Raw genomic sequence first — 17627 nt, 5'->3', positions numbered from 1 at the left:
GTCCTATCACCGTATCCGGGGATCGGGGGCCTCGACGTCAAGCCACTCAATGAAGTCTCGACAGACTTGGCTTGCACGGCTCACGTCGGAGCGTTCGATGATCAATAAGTCTCCATTCCGACGCACCGCTGCAGCGCGAAGGTCTCGGAGGATTTCTTCCTTACGTTTTCCGAGTTGTCGGTTCGTAAGCTTGCCGAGTCCATGCTGCAAGGCATTTCGTGCCTCCACGAAACCCATTAGCGCACTCCATCGCGGAAAGGAATCAAGGTCAACATGCTCAAATCTTAGCCATGCCTTCTTCCTGTTCATCCAAGCGCCCAACTCCTTCTCTTCATCTACCGAAGAGTTTATAGAAATCAACCTCGATACACTAAACGCCTCAGCGATTGCTATCAAGTCGACGATTGCATTACCTAATTCAATCGCCTCGACGTTAGAATCATGCCGACCACTATTGCGACGACCGCCTGACCTAGTTTGGCGACTGGCCAAGAATTCTCCGTAACGGGCAACCAGTCTATCCAGGGCCCACTGAGCGTCCGCCGTGATGATTTTTACGACCATCGCGCAGCCCATTCATAGGCCCACATATTGAGCTTATCATCGTCTACAATTGCCCTGCGAATGTTACCAGACGGCTTCAGCAACGCGATTGCCCCCGCGAGAACTGGACGAACAATATTGCTACTACGCTCATAGAGCTTCAACAATTCATCCAACTCAATCATTCTATGACGGGCCAATGTTCGCGCAGTTTCCGCACGCAAGATTGAAGCATATTCGCCTGAAGCATAGGAGTCGCGCGCCCACTTGACACGCCCCCGCGCACCAGCGCCCGATGCAAACCCAGACAACCTGGCCACCGGTTGCTGCAACCACCAAGTTTGCCAACCATTGAGATAAGTCTTAGAGCGGAGAAGGTAGTCAAATGACTCAAGAACCTTCCCGTCATCGTGCACGCGGGTGAGATAAGTTCCGACTGAAGGAGTTACAGTCCGCTCGAATTTGAGTAGACGTATGCAATAATTCAGAATTTCTTTTGAAGTTCCAGACAACTCCCCCAACGCGGCTAGAGCTGACGGTATCAGCTCTACGGTCACACGATGCTCAATACGGCGTCGCGATGAAACTTCACCACGGCGTCCGGCAATTCTGGCCCATCGCTCAAGAACTCTTTCGGCCGCCAGCCGATTCACAGAATCGGGAAACTCTTCGCCTGAATCGCGATCATCGCCATCCTCGGCATCGATCTCAGAATCATACTCCGTTTCGAGATCTAGCTCGGCTTCGCCGGATATCTCATCCCTCAAGCTATCCGCCTCGTCGAGCTGTGCTTCATATTTTGCTCGACTCCACGTAATAGTTTTAAGATCATTAACTGTCAAGCCGACCCGCCGCGACTCCTCCTCCAATACCTCAATCGCGCGAACGACCTCCGACCAACCAGAACACGAAAATCGGAAGTCGTCGTTGTACCTGTCAACTTCGAGACCTCGACGAGTCAAAGCACGCTCAAGCCTCGCGAGGAATGGCTCCGCGATAACGTCACTTGCGAAAGATTGCTGCGGCAGCCCGTAGTCTTTACCACTGACTTCACATAATAGAGCCACGAGAGTACTCACCGTATCAAACTCACCGGTTTGCACGAGTAATTCGTCGCGAAGAAGGCCATGGTCAATGTATTGGTAGCAGGCTGCGATATCGGAGGTGACGATGTAGCGACCATCCTTGCGCAGCGGAGCTCGTTGGAAAGCAAGCCAATCATCCCGACTACGTCGAAGCGCAGGCAGGGCAGGCTGAACCCTTTCAGCGAGCATTCGATACAATACTCGACTCGACAGATCCCACACAGCTATCGGACGCACACCGTGGCGGCCCTTGTTCACTGCAACGATCTCCTCTGAGGTCGGCGCAAAGTTGCCCACGAGGCGATCACAGATCCACTCTGCGACTTCTTCCTCACGACTGGTGAGAGCAATCGCGACCGAATCCGGCGGCAGCGCTCGCCGTCGAAGTGATAGCTCAGCGCGCAGGGCAGACTCAATAGCCGCCTTATCGACAAGAGTCGGATCGATCTGCATCTGTAATGTGTATCAGGTCTGCAGCTCAGACGCTACAGCACGTTGCCAGCGATCAACGTGGATTGCCGACAACATGGTCATCAACCTCGAAGATCGGGTTACGGCTTGTCGCCCCGCCGGCGCGGATCAATCCTGAGATACCTCTGGATCAGCTCCTCGGCTCCTCGCAGGCCGCACTGATTCTGCAGCCAACCCGCCGATATCCGCGCATCCACGGTGCCCTAAGGCGCGTCCCGGCCCGTCGCGAGCCTTCTCAGGGGAAGTTCCACCAACTAGTAGTCTGTCTCCGAAACGCCGCCTCCCGAACTAAATATCGTAATCGGGAGGGTTGTATCATCCACAGTATTCCACAAGCTTCCACTCAATACCCGAAAATCGATACGCTGCGCGCGCCGCGTCCACGCTTCCGTCTCCTTATTATTGAATGGATCAGAAATCTGGAAACTACGGGAGCCGTAGCGCGATGCATACAGAACAGAGTCGAATGCTTTCCCAATAGCATCAGCAACCTCTGCCGCGTCGTCGGCACCGCTAAAGGTAAAACTCGCTTCCGATGGGTCTACCAGGAGATGGACAATCAGATGACGAATGGACCCTACCTCAGCCCATAGCTTTCTTGGATCGATTCCACCCCGCCCTCTGACGTAGAACGTGGCATGCCACAATAACCCAGTGGAATCATCCAGCGATCCTTTCCACTCTCCCCAAGGACGCTGACTAACACGCAAGCTGAACCGAGTGTCGTACTGTTGTTCCGCGTGACCTATAAGGCGATCCGCGTCAACATGATCTCCCCGAATCCAACCCTTCACAACAGGATTATTATCATCCGGGTCGGGTACCGATTGCCGATTGTAAGAAGCACAGGAACGAAAGGCGCCCAATTCGAGATCGCGAAGGGTTTGCTCGATCCTGTTCAAGTCATCATTATGAGGCCGCCGAACATGTCCGATTCGATGACGTATCCGCTTTAACTCCTCTTGTCGCCCGACCCACGATCGCTTCTCAAGTAGTGCATACGAAAACAGTTCCCAGCTGCCGTCAACCACCTCGAGAATTTGACTGTAGTCAAGATAGGCCAGCGGGTTCTCGTTATCCACCCCGGCCATATGACTAAAGGCCGCATCTTGACTTTGTCTGCCGATGGCAGTCTTTACCAGGTCTGCCCACTTGGCGCCGTGGCGAGCGCGGAGCTCCACGTACACGAGATCGCGCAACCAGGTTTCAAGCTGCCACCACCGTCCATAGAGCGCTAGCGATCGCCACGGCATCCATGTCGGCGCGGACGCGTTGAGCGCGGCCGCCGACTCGGGATCGGTCGGCAACTCCACGCCGCGGCTAACGTCATCCTCGCCATCTTGGTCTAGTTCCATGCCGTCAGGTTCTACAGCACGCACTCGCCAAAGCGTGGGAGGAAGGCCCATGTCGCCGCTGACGCCCGGCGCGGCAACGGGGCAAGGGCATCTGATCGTCGGATATCGGGCCTTCTCCCCGTAATCGCCCCAACGGCAGGGCGCCCCTACGCCGTCTGGCGAAAGGGCGCTCTGCCGTCACTTCCGGGGTGGCTGTGCCCAAAGCAGCGCGTCACATGCCGCAGAAATCCTGGCGGCTACCTCGTGGAGGTCCGCACCGTCGACCGCAACCCACAACGCGCCGTCAGGCGCGGCCGTGAACCTCACCAAGGGATCGCCCGGCTTGCCGGTGGCCAAGCTGTCCGCGACCTGGTCAGGCCGCCGTACGGCGGTGCTCTGCCGGGCGCGGCGGGGCTGGTCGGTGTCCGGCTGGTCTCTGCCGTCCGGGCTGTCGGCACGATCACCGTCTGACGTACCGTCTCCGTTCGCTCCGCCATCGCCACTACGTCGGCGGTCCTCTGCTTCGCGGTGGTCCTTGCGGCCATGGTCGCTGCCTTTCGGGTGGTGCTGCGCGGTCGTTAGTTGTGCAGGAGTGGCGCGATCGGGCAAAGGGCTGTTCACCTCCCCTCGTCCGGTAGGCGGGGAGCCGGGGAGGGACCTGGGCACGTCCCGGAATCACTACGTTCCCGACCCGAGTCCGGGTCAGGCCGGCGGCGGATTCCCGAGGTCCCCGAGCCGGGTTTGCCCTGGTCAGTACGAGGAGGCTCCTCGGGGGAGTCGTCGGGGAGAGCTCCCCCCATCCCCGTGTCCTCCCTAGTCGCTTCCCCGGCGGTCTCATCGGCGTCCCGACGCGCGAGCGCACCCATGACGTCGGCTGCGTGCACAGTCATGACGCCGTGGGACTTGCGTGCGGTGATGCCGTGGTCGGCGAGCATCGCGGCCAGCGCCGCGAAACTCCACCCGCCGTAGTGCTCCCGGTTGCGCTCCACCAGCCGCACGAGAACCTCTTGCGTACGCGTCCGGTTATCCCCGCCGATCACGTCGGCAAGGTCGGCCAGCTCGTCCACTTCGACCGAGCCGCCCGTCTCGAGTTGTGGCCGTGCGCTGGCCTGGATCGCCCGGCCCATCTCCGCGATCAGAGCCAGGGCGCGGCCAACGACCGGGGTAACGTCGTCGCTTCCGTCTTCGAACGGGACGTAGAACGTGCGTACCAACTCAAATGTCCCGTCCGTGATGCCGACCGCAACGCAGGTTCCCCGGTCGGTGTTGATCCGCAGTTCGGTCGCGCGGATGCCGGCCGCGTACTTGCCCGAGCCCAGCAGGCCATCATTGGCGACCTGATCAGCCACCGAGAACGCGACGCCGCACGAGACGTTGCGGGTGACCTCCCGGGGGATGCTGTCTTTCGTCGGCGACTGGGTGGCCAGCAGCAGCACAATCCCGTACTTGCGGCCCCGTTTGATCAACCGCACTGCCAGTTCGGCGGCCTTCTTGCCGTACTTCGGGTGCTGGAACAGCTCGTGGCACTCGTCGATCCCGCACACCAACGGGTGTAGGCCGAGCCCGGCCTTATCGGCGAGCTTGCGCGAGACCTTCGGCGGACGACCCGGCTGCTCTCCGAGAATCTTGCCGCGTCGCTCCATTTCGGTCAGCAAGTCCGCCAGCGCGGTCGTTGCCGCTTCGGCCACGCTATCGTCCATCCCCATTCCGTAGCGGGACAGCCGGGGCCGGAACGGTTCGAAGTCCGGGGACTCGCCCATGACGAACGCCCACAGTTCGGCCGTGGGATCCAATGCCGCGCCCAGCAGCAACGTCCGCAGCGCGGCGGACTTGCCTTGCCCGGGCCGGCCGCCGATGAGCCAGTTCACTCCGACCAACGGCGCGTTGATCACCCTTCCGCGCTGCGACAGTCCGAACGGAACGCCGTCGAACACGTCGACTTGTCCGTCGTGGACCAGCGGCCATTCGCCGGCCCCGCCCCGCAAGAAGCCCTTATCGGCAACCCACAGGTCAAGCACCCCGTCTTCGTCTCCCTTGGTAGGCCACGTTTCAAGCGATGCCCGACCGAGGTTCGCCGCTAGCTTCGACCGCCGGGCGGCAACCATGTCAGCAGTCACGCCGAGCGGCAACCGGACCTGAGCGAACGTGCCGTCACCGTCTTTTCGCGCGGCCACGGTGTAGATCAGCTCCCCGCCTTCACGATAGAAACGGTCAAGCGGCGCGATGCCCAGATGCGCCAGCGCCTTGGAGATCATCCGTTCGTCGATCCAGGAGTCGGCATCCTCACGGTCTGGTCGGACCAGCCACCCGGCGCCCGGGGCGCGGTCGCGTCCTTCGAACGCCGCCGCCACTGCCCACACCACCGGAGCCGTAATCAACAACAGCGGCACGGCGACCGTGAGAGCCGACCACAGGGCGCCTACTCCCGTGTATACGTCAACCAGCCACGGCCACATGTCAGACCGGTCCATCACCGAATCCACCAGCCACAGCACCCCGGCGACCGGCCCGGCGAACCGCAGCGTGATCGCCACCCGGCGCAGCACAATGCCCAGCCGCGCCCACCGCGCCGTGGCATCGGACCGGATCAGCTCCTGTGCGGCGCGGCGCGCTTCGGCATCCCCGGACAGCCGCGCCCGGCGAGCGTCGGCGCGGAGATCGGCGTAGGTGGCCCAGTTCCAGAACTTGACCAGCCACCGCCAGTTCCCGCGCAGCACGAACCACACCAGCCGGAGCACGTCCACCGGAACTTTCCGCACCCGGTAGGCGGACACCGACCGCGCCCGCAACACTGGATCGGATCGCCACACTCGAGCCGCCCACGCCACGCACCGCTGCCACGGGCCACCACCCCGTCGGCCAGCTGTCCGAGGGCGCGGCTGCGGCAACATGTCGTCGATCAACTCAGCGTCGAGCACCGGGCCGACGTGTTCGACGTCCCGGCCGCCGCCGCGGGCCAGCGCGGCGCGCTCGTGGTCCTCCCGGTTCGGTTCATTCATTTGCCGCCCACCCCCTTGCCGATCTCTGCGGAGAGCACGGCGGCGAGCCGGGAGGACAGTCCCCGGGAGCATCCCGTGGTCTCCCTCACCCACGCCGGGGTGATCTCCACACCGGGCGTCCAGGTGGCCTGGGCGTCGGCGAGGTAGTCGGCGAACAGCTTCCGCCGGGCCGGACGCTCCCGACGCGGCTCCGCTGTCACCGGTTCAGGAGCTGACACGTTCGGCTCACTTGCCAGGTCGGTCGGTTCATGATCAGGCGTGTTCGGTTCGTGGACCAGCACGGCCGATCCTTGAACCCCGACCGCTTCACCAGGCTCCGCCTGATCGGTGGCGTTCATGAACGCCACCGACACGGCGTCGGTGAGCTTGTCCCGCAGGTCGGTGACCGCTTCGGCAGCGACGAACACGACCAGCGGCGGAACGGAGTGCAGGACCACCCCGGCCGGCGACCCGGCCGCCCACGATGACCAGGTGTTCATGACGTAGGTGGCTGCGAGCGTGAGCCACTTCGCCGCCCGTACCCACGCTCCCGTGTGCACCTGGTACCGCGCGGTCACCTGCTCAGCACGCAGGATCGCCAGCAAGATCAGACACACGGTCGGATCGAGTAGCCACGCCGTCAGCCACGGCAGCGACCCGAACGCGGCTCCGGCAGCGGCGAACCACTGCACGTTGGCCGTGGTGAACGCCAACCCGAGCACGATCCCGGACCAGCACAGGCGGTCGACCTGCGCCCGGACCCGCTCCACCCGCAGCGCCACCACGTCGGGGTGGGTCTGCCAGCGACGGACGTCGGCTGCCTCAGCCGCGTCTTCGGCCAGCCGCCGCGCCCGCCCCTCCACGGCAGTTGTCTCGTTCTGGTTAGTCGTGGTCATCGGCGACCACCACCCCGGCGGCGCGGGCTGGTGGTGTCCATGGACGTGACTGTCAGAACACGCGTCAGGACGTAGGCCGCGATCAGGTCCGGCACCCCCAAGACCACCAGGACCAAGGTCGGGTTGTGCACGTGCGTGATCACGAGCCACTGAACGCCCGTGAACGCCGTGCCCGTGAACAGCACCCGCCCGGCCAGCGACACCACCCGGGAACTTGCCCGCGCCGCGTCGGCGGCCCGGCGAGCCTTGCGGGCGCTCCAGCGCCAGACCATGAACAACGCCAGCATCACCCCGACTCCGGCGAGGATCTGTGTCGGTGTGAGATTGACCGTCATCGCGCCTCACCACCCCGGCGGCGCACCCACACCGGATGTAGGGCACGCCGATCGGTGTCCGGCAGCGCGCCCCACACCCCGACCGTGTCTGGCCCGGCCGTCCGCAAGTCCAGCTCTCGACATTCGTCGATCACCGGGCACCCGGCGCACATCCCGGCAGCCAACTCCCGGTCCGGCGAGCCGTCGCCGGCCAGCTTGGGCATGTCGGCCCGTTCGAACGCCCAGAAGCACAGACCGTCCCTGGTCACCACTTCGTTCAGCACGTCGTCCGGCACGTCGGCGTACCGATCGAGCTGGGCGGCCATCTCCTCGTAGTCGCAATCGGTCATCGCGCACCGCCGCTCAGCACGCGCCGCAACTCCGTCGCCGGAACTACCAGCTGTGAGCGCCGATGCACCGCACGAAGCACGCCACTGCGGATTGCGGAGCACACGCAGGACTCGGTGACACCGAGACTCCATGCGGCCTGGCGGATGGAAAGAAACGCCGAAGAAGCGGCGCCGTGTGTTGTGGTTTTCATCAGTGTTTGACCGTTACTATTGGCTTCGACCCTGCGGTTTGCGGGCCGTGCCATCAAGTAAGCCGTCAACGCGAGATAGCGACTATGTCGGCGCGTGAATAAAGGATCCTACGAAGGAATATGCACAGGTCGAGGCCACGTTCAAGCCACGCGGCATTTCAGAAAAGAATATTGAACGCCGAGAATATTCTCTGTCGGAATATTGTGTTACTGGGCGCGCTTGACGTCGGCGAACATCTCTCGGAAGTCCGCGCCTGCGTTGGCACCGTAGGTGTCCAGCTCGTGCTCCAGCTCGCTGGACACCATGAGCAGCGTCGGACGGCTCTGACGGCCGTTCTGAAGCGCCTCGATGCCCAACGCGGCGGCCTCGTCGACGTCACCGCGCCTGGCGGCGATCACGGCGAGCGTGAGCTGCGCCTCCGCTATGCGCATGGGTGCCATCGGAACACCCTCGGGGTTGACGCTCCGGCGCATGACTTCCTCAGCGTTGCGCTGGGCAAGTTGGTCCTCGCCTACCAGTCGGTAGGTGTCCATCGCGTAGAAGTCCCACTTGTCCGGGTCAACCACAAAGTGATTATCCGGCCTGTCAGGGAACGGCAGTCGTCCCAGCAGCTCGCTGCCAGCGTCGAGGGCCTTGTGAACTTCCTCGACCATTCCCATGCGAGCATAGGCTTTCGCTTGCTGGCCGTAGAGCTGCACCGCAACGGAATGCGAGGGCGCAGCCAGAGCGCCGGACTCAGCCGCCGGAATCACAGCGCGATAGTTTCCGGCTGTCAGATGGAACCACGCCAGCATTTCATGCGCCCAGCCGACGATGCCGGGATCTCCAGCTTCCTTGCCGAGTTCCAATGCCATACGTCGGGTGGCCTCGGCGGCACGCGCGTCGCCCACATCGTACTCAAGGCACCCCACCAGGAGCGCCAACATCCCAGCCTTGGTGAGCACCTCACGGTGCTGGCCCAGCGAGAGGCGGTTTTCGAGCAGCTCAGTCATCTTGCCGAGCCACTCCTTGCCCGTCGTCATGAGCTGACGGGCATCCGCGTGCGGGTAGTCGCAGCACAGCTGCTCAACGGTGATGTCCAAGGCGTCGATGGTGGACGAATCGATTGCCGACGCACGGACTCGCCGAAGCAGTTCGAGCGTGTCCATGCCGGTGTTAACGACAAGAAGTTCGTCCCGCGCCTCGGGCGTGACCAAGCCACTAGGCCGCGAGTCACCGGAGTTTAGACGTTGACCCACTGAGAGGTGCTGAAACCTCAAGCGGCTTTGGCCAGGGAAGTCGAACCAGAGTAGGTGTTGAGGCAGGTGAAGAATCTTGGCGTAATTCCGGAGCGTCTCAAGGTTCTGCTCAGGCTTGCCGTTCTCCAGCTTGCTCACCTGAGCTTGAGTGAGCCCGAGCCAGCGCCCCAACAGCTCCTGATTCAACGCCTTACCGAAGAGCTGAAGGTGACGCGGGTGGTTCCGATACGCCTTGAACACCTTGCCGATGTGCTGGCTTTCGAACGCGGCACGAAATTCGTCAGTCTCGAAGAACTCGTTCCTCAATTGGGCGGGAGGCGTCCGAAGCTGGTCGCGTTGCTCCCGGTGGCACTTGCTGCACAGGCGGGCCGTGTTGTCTGCGGCAAGTGCCGACCCACACCCCTGGCAGCGACGGCCGCCGGAAGTGCCGGCCGCGCGATGTTGCGGACCACCGGGTGAACTCATCGGATCCCCTCGCCTTGCAGGTGCCTGCCTCCCTCTGACCAGCGTACATAGGGCGACAGGGTCTCACCAGCGAGTGAGCCGCGTCAGACCGGAATCACCCCTTGACCTGGCGCTATGCCGCTCTCGGCATGTCACATGCCGAGAGCGATATAGACGAGCCTGTTGCACAGCGTGACGGTTGAGCCAAGCCGAGCACGTGCTCGGCCCTGAACCACTCCCCCGACCGAACGGCGACGTGACACATGCTCCTGACAGCTTCGCTGACCACTGGCGTAGCCCGTGTCATGAGCGGAATGCTGGAATCGACTCGACTTGTCGACGAGATTCTAAGAACGGATCATGTCGACTGGGAGACCACACTTATAGTCGGGGACGTCGAATTTCACCGGAGCAAAGATGGCCCCTTCCCCGATCATCAGCTTCGGATCAGCGTCCGGCCGTCGGCCGGTTTTGCGGCACTCAACTACATGGATAACCACGATCGAGAAATGCCGATCGCAAACTCTTTCAACCCCAAGCGCCCTCTGCCTGAGGTGAACCTGATATTCAACGGCACAACGGGCGCAGTTTTCCCCCGCGCAGCGGCCATCCCAATCCCCGATGCGCGCGCAGCCTTGATTGAGTGGCTAAACACCCGAAAACGACCGACCTGCATCGAGTGGCGTCCCTATGACTCATACTAACGATCTCGGCCAACGCTTGTTCGTGACGTGGAGTCGATGCCTCGTAGACAGTCAGGATCACGCGATCACGGATGAAGAGTTTGCGCGTGGTGTACAGCGTCAAGAAGGATGGTTCGTTGCTCTGTGCGGACATGAGCTGCTGATCGCATCAAGCCTCATACCACCAGCTCCACCCTGCCCGCGCTGTCGCGCCTATGTCGTCGCACGAGCGATCTTCCGCAATGCAAACGCGCAGCCCGAAATAACTTCGCCTAGGAAATGTCTGCGAAAACGGCTTTTTCGGCGGCACCGATGGTCGTCCGCCGCCGTGCGCCCTCCACGTGGCGGCGGATCGGAAAGTCCGGCGGGGACGGCCTGCGCCTCGACCGCAGCCGCTCCCGCCGGACGCGATTCTCACGGAACCGAACGATGACGACAAGAATCATCCTTGGACGCCCACTGCCGGGCGTCGTGGGCGAGACTCGCCGTGTGGTCCACATATTCGAATTGGCGGAACAGGACCTTTCTTCCGGTCGGCTGGTCGCAATGTGCTCGGCGTCGTTCAGCCCCGGCCAATTAGAATTAATCGACCACCCCACGGGCTTGCCCTGCGAGTCCTGCTTACGGCGGACTCCCAGCGCTGCGCCCGAGTTGCCGAGCGATGCACGGCCTTCACTCCCAGCCAGTTCGGACGGTGAGTGATATGGAACAGAGAGACCAAGAGTCGCCGCTCGATGATGCGTTCCGACAGCTATCGAGAGAACGCAAACCCGGCGAACCGATGACAGATGACGACCTAGCGGCCGCACAGCGAGTTGTAAACGCCTTTTGGCCGCGATTCCGACCTTCACGACCGCTTCCTAAGCGGTGGCGTTAATGGGAGCAGATTTGACGAACCTAAAAGTGGCCCCCGCCTCCACGAAGCCCGGCTGGCCGGGCGTATTCGCGCTCGGCCTTGCGCTTCGCCGCGCACGGATGGCGAGAAGAATTTCATTGCGAGTTCTCGCTTACCGCGTGGATATTCACCCTGCTGTACTGTCCGCATGGGAACTCGGCCTCCGCGCCCCTAAGCTTGAGGACGTCGCACGCCTGCTTGGCTGCCTCCATGTCAAGAAGGCCGAGTATCAAGAAATCATCAAGATTTTCCGCCAGATTGACGGGCCGACACTGATCGAACCAGTCTCGGATCTCGCCAATCCGTTGCTCTGGCACTACGAGATGACCGCAACTAGGATCTTTGAATGGGCGCCCGCGCTTGTTCCGAATCGTCTCCAAACCGCCGATTACACTCAGACAATCCTGGAACACAGCGTCCTCGGGGAAGATGAGATGAGTCGCCACTCGCTCGCATGCGCGGCGCACCCCAGCATTGTCGACGGCGACCTTCCGGGTATTTTTGATTTCCTCCTAGGCGAACCCGTCTTGCGAAGTGTGACATGTTCCCCACAGGTGATGCTCGACCAACTGCGCTATCTACAGAAAGTCAACGAACTTTCTCATATCAGGGTACGCATTGTTCGCGGTGACGCCTCCACCAACATCGTACCGCCGTTCTCGGTTTACGAATCGACCAGAACGGGCGCGACTACGATTGTTCACCAGAGTCTCCACGGCGTCGTTTACGACGCAGATCCTCAGAACGCAGGCCGGTACCTGGCGACCACAAAAGCGATTCAAGCAGCAGCGGCAAGCGATTCCGAGTCTATGCTGATGATCGCCGCGACCATCAACCAATTAGTTCTCCACTAGCAGGACAGCCGGCGCTGCTCGTGCAGGAACGTCAGACTGGTAATGGATCCTTGGGCCGCGGGTTCTGGTAGTCCAGCGTCAGGGCGAGTCGGCGCGCGAACTCGTCGGTCAGTGATCGAGCACTGCGCCAACACCATTCGGCACATCCGGCACCAAAGATGTCGTGATCCGACCAAGATCCCCGTGGGCTCTTGCGTGCTGCGTTTGGTCGAAACCGACCATCTAATCGCTTCGTTATCGTCAGCGAATCGTTTGAGTCCACACCTTCGGGCTTGAAGTGGACTACGTAATTGCGAAGCTGAATAAGCAATGCTGCATTTTGATACGGATTGGCACCGCGATCGAAGGTCTCCTTTTTGCCAGCCTGGAGGATTAGCTGATATTTTTCCAACACGTCGAAATAGCCTTGTTTTGTTGCACGCCACACGGCCTGCATGCTTTGCCTGCACACTGGATCAAGGTCACGTGCAGGTCCGACCAAGTGATCATCGGCAACGTTCTGGTATAGCTCATTGGCGGCCGCCTCCAAAAAGCGACTGACTCAACGATTGCACAGAGCACGGCGCAGCGAAGTCGCATTCCGTAAGTCGCAGTCCCGGAAATCAAATTTCGTTCCTGCTCGGCCGCTTCGTCAGCTGCGTACCTCGCGGCGTAAAGGTGTTGAGTTGATAGATAGCTTCGATGAACGATCGACACGACTTCGCCAATCGCAATTGTGTCATTTACGATCACGTCGTGAGTTACTTTGTCGTCGTCCATAGTGGCCATCTTACCCCGTCTCGCGGTTCAGACAGATTGGCACCTAATAGGCGGATCGCAGCCCGGTTCACCCGGTCGGAGCTCGGGCCCGGGGCGCCTACGACATCCGGTCCCCGCGCTACACGGAGGACGACGCCAGTGCATGGCGGGTCATCGAGCTTTACGCCAAAGCCGCCGACCAGCTCAGGCCCGACAAAGGCCCGGTCAGACTGGCCAGTCTGTACGAGCTGGAATGCCTCAGCCAGGACAACTCCGGGAAACGATAACAATCGACAGTCTCTGGCCAGGCGGGATCGCCTCTGTCAGGCCGCCGTGTCGATTTGGCCAGTACTTGACTTTGCCTGGGCACAAAAAGACCGGCCCGTCCATCTTTCTGAGACGAGCCGGCTCGGGACGGCGTCGCGACTACCGTCGCGAATACCACCATGCAACAGCCACGTGTAGTACGAACGCCACGATCTTCAAGACAACGGAGATCGTGGGCATGAAACCGATCAACGCGAGGGATGCCAGGCTCAAGCCCAATCCCACCGCTCCTAGGACAAGTTCATGATGTTGGTGGTTGCCCCGAGCCTTAATGGCGTACGCCCGGAGGGACAGCGAGCCGACTCGCAATGGAAGCGAGACCAGTCGCAGGAGTAGGTACAGGTCGTAGCGGTTGAGCGCCGCAGCCACCATCGATGCCAGGTCGACGATGGTCCCCGTTGAGTCCATGATCGCTGCCGCATTCCGCTTGACCGAAGCGATCACTCGCTTGGCCAGCGACGCGGTGCGCCGAGCTAAGGCCCTACCGGGCCCGCTATGGGCGCCGCCTTGTTGTGCCATGACACAGCCTCCTCAGGTAGCCGGATCACTTCGAATCCTGGGTGGACTCGTCCGGGTACTAGTAAGTAGAAGGCTTTGGAGCCACGATATCGAGTGCGAAGCGTTGCGTTCGTGCGGCATTCGTTGCGCGAAACTGGGACTTTTCGGCGATTTGTTGTGCGCAACACTGCTAGCACTACCCCGGCACCTCCGGCTTCGCCAGGCTCGGCCGCCCGAAGTCGCCACAGGGGGTATGGTCCGCTTCACCCTCTGCTTGAAGCTTTGTGTTTCGCCGCGCGATCTCCTGTGCGTTGGCCAGCGCAGATGAGGCCGACGTAGGTGTTCGCGTGCTGCGGTGGCGACGTCACCAGGGTTGTCCGGGTCCTGTAAGTCGAGCGGACGAGGCGGCCATACCGCATGCCCGCTAGTGGGCAGAGCTACAATGTTGTCGGTTGACGCGCTTGGTGGTCGTCCCACTGGACGTAGGCCGGCACCTGCGCCGCGAAGCGCTTGAAGTGCTCGTCGAGGCGGTTGTAGGCGTGCTGGCCGCGGAACTCGTCGAGGGTCTCGGCGACCTTGGCCTTCTCCGGCGTCACGACGTTGCGCCACGTCCGGCCGCCCGGCAGGGTCACGGTTTCGGTGAGCGGGCCGTCGGAGTACACCGTGTCGCCGCTGTGCAGGAACAGGTCCGGGCACCGGGCGGCCATCGCGGAGAAGATCGTCATCCCGCCGAGATCCGGGTTGATGCCCCAGTTCTGGCCTGCGACGTCGCCCGACCACACGATCCGGGTGTCGCGGCGGCCCACCGGCGCGGTGGCGAACCGGCCGGTCAGCGGCTCGCTCGCCGAGCGCCCGTCGAGGGACTCCGCCGTGACGCGGTAGTGGTATTCGGTGCCGGGCCGCAGGGCCGCGACGCGCACCCGCCCGGTCCCGCCGCTGTCCGGGCCCACCAGCGGGCCGGGCACCCGGCGCGCGTGCCGGAACGACGGGTCCCGCGCGATCTCGACGACCAGCCGCGACGGGCGGTCCGCGCGCGACCAGACGATCGCGGAGCCGGGGGTGACGTCGCCGGACTGGACGCCGTGGGTGAGCACCGGCCGGTCCGCGCGCACGAGCGGGACGGCGGCGAAGGCGGTGGACGGCAGCGCGAGGCCGGCGGCGACCGCGGAAGCGCCGGTGAGCCCGGCCTTGAGCAGCGTGCGGCGGGAGTGGTGGGTCGGTTCGGTCATGCGCGGTTTCTATCCCGCCCCGGCCAACGGCGGCTTGCGTGCGGATGAACGAACATTCCGGTTTTCCGCATACCCGGCCGGCATCGCCGTCGGTAGCGTGGTGATCACGGCAAAGGGGGTACGGATGAGACACATCCGCAGAGTGCTGGCCGGGTTCGCGGCCGCGCTCTCGATCACCACAACAGCAACAGGAGTCGCGTCGGCCGGGGAGTCCGGCGCGAAGGCCGTGCTGCGCTACACCGAACACGGCGTCCCGCACATCGTCGCCAAGGACTTCGGCGGGCTCGGCTACGGCTACGGGTACGCCGCGGCTACCGACAACGTCTGCGAACTCGCGAAGATCTACGTCACCGTGAGCGCGCAGCGGTCGCGGTACTTCGGTCCGGACGGCGGCGGTTACCCGTCGCTGTCCGAAGCGAAGAGCAACCTGCACAGCGATCTGTTCTTCCAGCGGATCAACGACTCCGGGATCGTCGACCGGCTGGCCGCGCAACCGGCTCCGCAGGGGCCGCGGCGCGAGGTCCGCGAGATCGTTTCCGGGTACGTCAAGGGCTTCAACGCCTATCTCGCGCGCACGGGCCGGTCCGGGATCACCGACCCGGCCTGCCGCGGCGCGGACTGGGTCCGGCCGATCACCGAGCAGGACTTCTACCGCCACTACTACGCCATCGCGGTCACCGGGGGCCAGGGCTTCGTCACCGAAGGCCTGTTCGCCGAGCCGCCGGGCGGTGCGCCCGCCCCGGCCCCGGCCACGGCGGCGCAGCTGTCGGCGGCCGTGCGGGACGGGCTGGGCAAGGGCGGGCTCGGCAGCAACGGCATCGCGATCGGCGCCGACGCCACGGCGGCCGGGCGGGGCAGCGTGCTGCTGGGCAATCCGCACTACCCGTGGCACGACGGACGGCGGTTCTGGCAGAGCCAGCTGACCGTGCCCGGCCGGCTGAACGTGGCCGGGGCGAGCCTGCTCGGGATGCCGTTCGTGATGATCGGGCACACCGCGGACGCGGCCTGGACGCACACGGTGTCCACGCCGGTGACGTTCGGCCTGTTCGAGGTGCCGCTGCGCGCGGGCGACCCGACGACGTACCTGGTCGACGGCAAGCCGGAGAAGATGACCTCGCGTGACGTCACGGTCCAGGTGCGCCAGGCCGACGGCACCCTGAAGCCGGTCAGCCGGACGTTCTGGTCGACTCGCTACGGCCCGGTGCTGAAGGACGTCGGCGGATTCCCGGTGCCGTGGACGGCGAAGTCGGCGTACGCGGTGCGCGACGCCAACGCGGCCAACCTGCGCGGGTTGAACACGTGGTTCGAACTCGGCCAAGCCCGCAGCACGGCCGACATCGTCCGCACGCTGAGCAGCACGCAGGGCGTGCCGTGGGTCAACACGATCGCCACTGACCGGGCGGGCAACGCGCTCTACGCCGACATCCAGGTCGTCCCGCACGTCACCGACGAGCTGGCGAAGGTGTGCAGCACACCGACCGGGCAGGAGACCCTCGCCGCGGACGGACTGGCCATTTTGGACGGTTCACGGTCGGCGTGCCAGTGGGGTTCCGACCCGGGTGCGCTCGAACCGGGCATCTTCGCGCCGTCACGGCTGCCGCAGCAGCAGCGCCGGGACTACGAGCTGAACGCCAACGACAGCGCCTGGCTCTCGAACGCCCGCGCGCCGCTCACCGGATTCCCGCGGATCGTCAGCGACCAGGACACCGAACGGTCCCCGCGGACCCGGGAAGCGCTGCTCACCGCCGAGGCGGGCAGGTTCACCACGGACTCGATGAAGAAGATGCTCTTCGCCGACCACAGCCTGGTGGCCGACCTGGCGGCAGCCGACCTGGCCAAGCTGTGCGCGTCGTTCCCGGGCGGGCAGGCACCGTCGTCGTCCGGCCCGGTGCCGGTCGGCCCGGCCTGCGACGCACTGGCGACCTGGGACCACAAGTACACAGTGGACAGTCGCGGCGCGTTGCTGTTCCAGCGGTTCGCGGCCCGGCTGGGCACCCTGCCCCGCTTCACGGTGCCGTTCGACCCGAAGGCCCCGCTGACCACACCGAACACGCTCAACATCGGCAACGCGGGCATCCAGAAGGCGTTCGGCGACGCGATCGCGGAGCTGCGCACCGCGGGCCTGGCACCGGACGCCCGGCTACGCGACGGCCAGTACGTCACCAGGAGCGGCGAGCGCATCCCGATCCACGGCGCACAGGGATTCCTCGGCGTGCTCAACGTGATGACACCACAATGGGATCCGGCGCGAGGCAACACGGAGGTCACGCACGGCTCCAGTTTTGTTCAGGTGGTCGGGTTCGGCGGCCCCGGATGCCCGGACACCTCGACGGTGCTGACGTACTCGCAGTCGGCCGATCCGACGTCGCCGTACTTCAGCGACCAGACGAAGCTCTACAGCCGCGGCGAGTGGGTGAAGGGCCGGTTCTGCGAAGCCGACATCCTCCGCTCCCCCGCGCTGCGCATCGTCGTGCTGCGGTAACCCCGGCGGCGGAGTCGGGCACTCAGCCCGTCTCCGCCGCGAGGGTCCGCAGCTGGGAGGCTTCGGTCAGGTGACC

General features: G+C 63.5%; 11 protein-coding genes and 1 pseudogene. 3 read left to right on the top strand and 9 right to left on the bottom strand.

Annotation, left to right across the window (positions count from 1 at the left end; all coding sequences use genetic code 11):
• Nucleotides 1-554: 554 nt before the first annotated feature.
• From ABJI51_RS17330 to ABJI51_RS17300, 7 genes are all read right to left on the bottom strand, one after another.
• Nucleotides 555-2081: an RNA-directed DNA polymerase gene (locus ABJI51_RS17330; RefSeq protein WP_348952055.1), complete on the bottom strand. Its 1527-nt coding sequence runs from the start codon at nucleotides 2079-2081 to the stop codon at nucleotides 555-557.
• Between the two features lie 272 nt (nucleotides 2082-2353).
• Nucleotides 2354-3478, bottom strand: a complete 1125-nt coding sequence (locus ABJI51_RS17325) for a Swt1 family HEPN domain-containing protein (RefSeq protein ID WP_348952053.1) — start codon at nucleotides 3476-3478, stop codon at nucleotides 2354-2356.
• Between the two features lie 572 nt (nucleotides 3479-4050).
• Complete coding sequence (locus tag ABJI51_RS17320; protein WP_348952051.1) at nucleotides 4051-6432, bottom strand: FtsK/SpoIIIE domain-containing protein; 2382 nt, start codon at nucleotides 6430-6432, stop codon at nucleotides 4051-4053.
• Nucleotides 6429-7307 (bottom strand): hypothetical protein, encoded by an 879-nt coding sequence (locus ABJI51_RS17315; protein WP_348952049.1) that lies wholly within the window; start codon nucleotides 7305-7307, stop codon nucleotides 6429-6431. Before ABJI51_RS17315 ends, ABJI51_RS17320 begins: the two co-directional genes overlap by 4 nt.
• Nucleotides 7304-7642 carry a hypothetical protein gene (locus ABJI51_RS17310; protein WP_348952047.1) on the bottom strand — a complete coding sequence of 113 codons (339 nt, stop codon included), beginning with the start codon at nucleotides 7640-7642 and terminating at the stop codon, nucleotides 7304-7306. The genes ABJI51_RS17315 and ABJI51_RS17310 overlap by 4 nt, the downstream gene beginning before the upstream one ends.
• Entirely contained in the window at nucleotides 7639-7971 is a 333-nt protein-coding gene (locus tag ABJI51_RS17305) for a WhiB family transcriptional regulator (RefSeq protein ID WP_348952046.1), read from the bottom strand. Before ABJI51_RS17305 ends, ABJI51_RS17310 begins: the two co-directional genes overlap by 4 nt.
• Before the next feature lie 398 nt (nucleotides 7972-8369).
• Complete coding sequence (locus ABJI51_RS17300; RefSeq protein ID WP_348952044.1) at nucleotides 8370-9866, bottom strand: NsdA family TPR-like regulatory protein; 1497 nt, start codon at nucleotides 9864-9866, stop codon at nucleotides 8370-8372.
• Between the two features lie 284 nt (nucleotides 9867-10150).
• On the opposite strand from ABJI51_RS17300, the gene ABJI51_RS17295 reads away from it, so the two are divergent.
• The gene (locus ABJI51_RS17295) at nucleotides 10151-10549 is read left to right on the top strand and encodes an Imm1 family immunity protein (protein ID WP_348952042.1); all 399 of its coding nucleotides are present in this window, start codon (nucleotides 10151-10153) and stop codon (nucleotides 10547-10549) included.
• Between the two features lie 855 nt (nucleotides 10550-11404).
• Nucleotides 11405-12277: a helix-turn-helix domain-containing protein gene (locus tag ABJI51_RS17290; protein WP_348952040.1), complete on the top strand. Its 873-nt coding sequence runs from the start codon at nucleotides 11405-11407 to the stop codon at nucleotides 12275-12277.
• Between the two features lie 31 nt (nucleotides 12278-12308).
• Here ABJI51_RS17290 and ABJI51_RS17285 read toward each other — a convergent pair whose 3' ends face one another.
• Nucleotides 12309-12713, bottom strand: a complete 405-nt coding sequence (locus ABJI51_RS17285; protein WP_348952038.1) for a hypothetical protein — start codon at nucleotides 12711-12713, stop codon at nucleotides 12309-12311.
• Nucleotides 12714-14301: 1588 nt separating this feature from the next.
• A pseudogene (locus tag ABJI51_RS17280) lies at nucleotides 14302-15069 on the bottom strand (alkaline phosphatase D family protein); the annotation flags it as partial.
• Nucleotides 15070-15193: 124 nt separating this feature from the next.
• Between ABJI51_RS17280 and ABJI51_RS17275 the strand changes: the two are divergent.
• Nucleotides 15194-17551 carry a penicillin acylase family protein gene (locus ABJI51_RS17275; protein ID WP_348952036.1) on the top strand — a complete coding sequence of 786 codons (2358 nt, stop codon included), beginning with the start codon at nucleotides 15194-15196 and terminating at the stop codon, nucleotides 17549-17551.
• Nucleotides 17552-17627 lie beyond the last annotated feature (76 nt).

The organism is Amycolatopsis melonis (assembly GCF_040064235.1).
GTDB lineage: Bacteria > Actinomycetota > Actinomycetes > Mycobacteriales > Pseudonocardiaceae > Amycolatopsis > Amycolatopsis melonis.
This window is presented reverse-complemented; position numbering and strand designations above follow the sequence as displayed.

Bases quoted from the DNA above. Each gene is read 5' to 3' on its own strand.
- ABJI51_RS17330 (WP_348952055.1), bottom strand. From the start codon at position 2,081: ATGCAGATCGATCCGACTCTTGTCGATAAGGCGGCTATTGAGTCTGCC.
- ABJI51_RS17320 (WP_348952051.1), bottom strand. From the start codon at position 6,432: ATGAATGAACCGAACCGGGAGGACCACGAGCGCGCCGCGCTGGCCCGC.
- ABJI51_RS17315 (WP_348952049.1), bottom strand. From the start codon at position 7,307: ATGACCACGACTAACCAGAACGAGACAACTGCCGTGGAGGGGCGGGCG.
- ABJI51_RS17310 (WP_348952047.1), bottom strand. From the start codon at position 7,642: ATGACGGTCAATCTCACACCGACACAGATCCTCGCCGGAGTCGGGGTG.
- ABJI51_RS17305 (WP_348952046.1), bottom strand. From the start codon at position 7,971: ATGACCGATTGCGACTACGAGGAGATGGCCGCCCAGCTCGATCGGTAC.
- ABJI51_RS17300 (WP_348952044.1), bottom strand. From the start codon at position 9,866: ATGAGTTCACCCGGTGGTCCGCAACATCGCGCGGCCGGCACTTCCGGC.
- ABJI51_RS17295 (WP_348952042.1), top strand. From the start codon at position 10,151: ATGAGCGGAATGCTGGAATCGACTCGACTTGTCGACGAGATTCTAAGA.
- ABJI51_RS17290 (WP_348952040.1), top strand. From the start codon at position 11,405: ATGGGAGCAGATTTGACGAACCTAAAAGTGGCCCCCGCCTCCACGAAG.
- ABJI51_RS17285 (WP_348952038.1), bottom strand. From the start codon at position 12,713: ATGCAGGCCGTGTGGCGTGCAACAAAACAAGGCTATTTCGACGTGTTG.
- ABJI51_RS17275 (WP_348952036.1), top strand. From the start codon at position 15,194: ATGAGACACATCCGCAGAGTGCTGGCCGGGTTCGCGGCCGCGCTCTCG.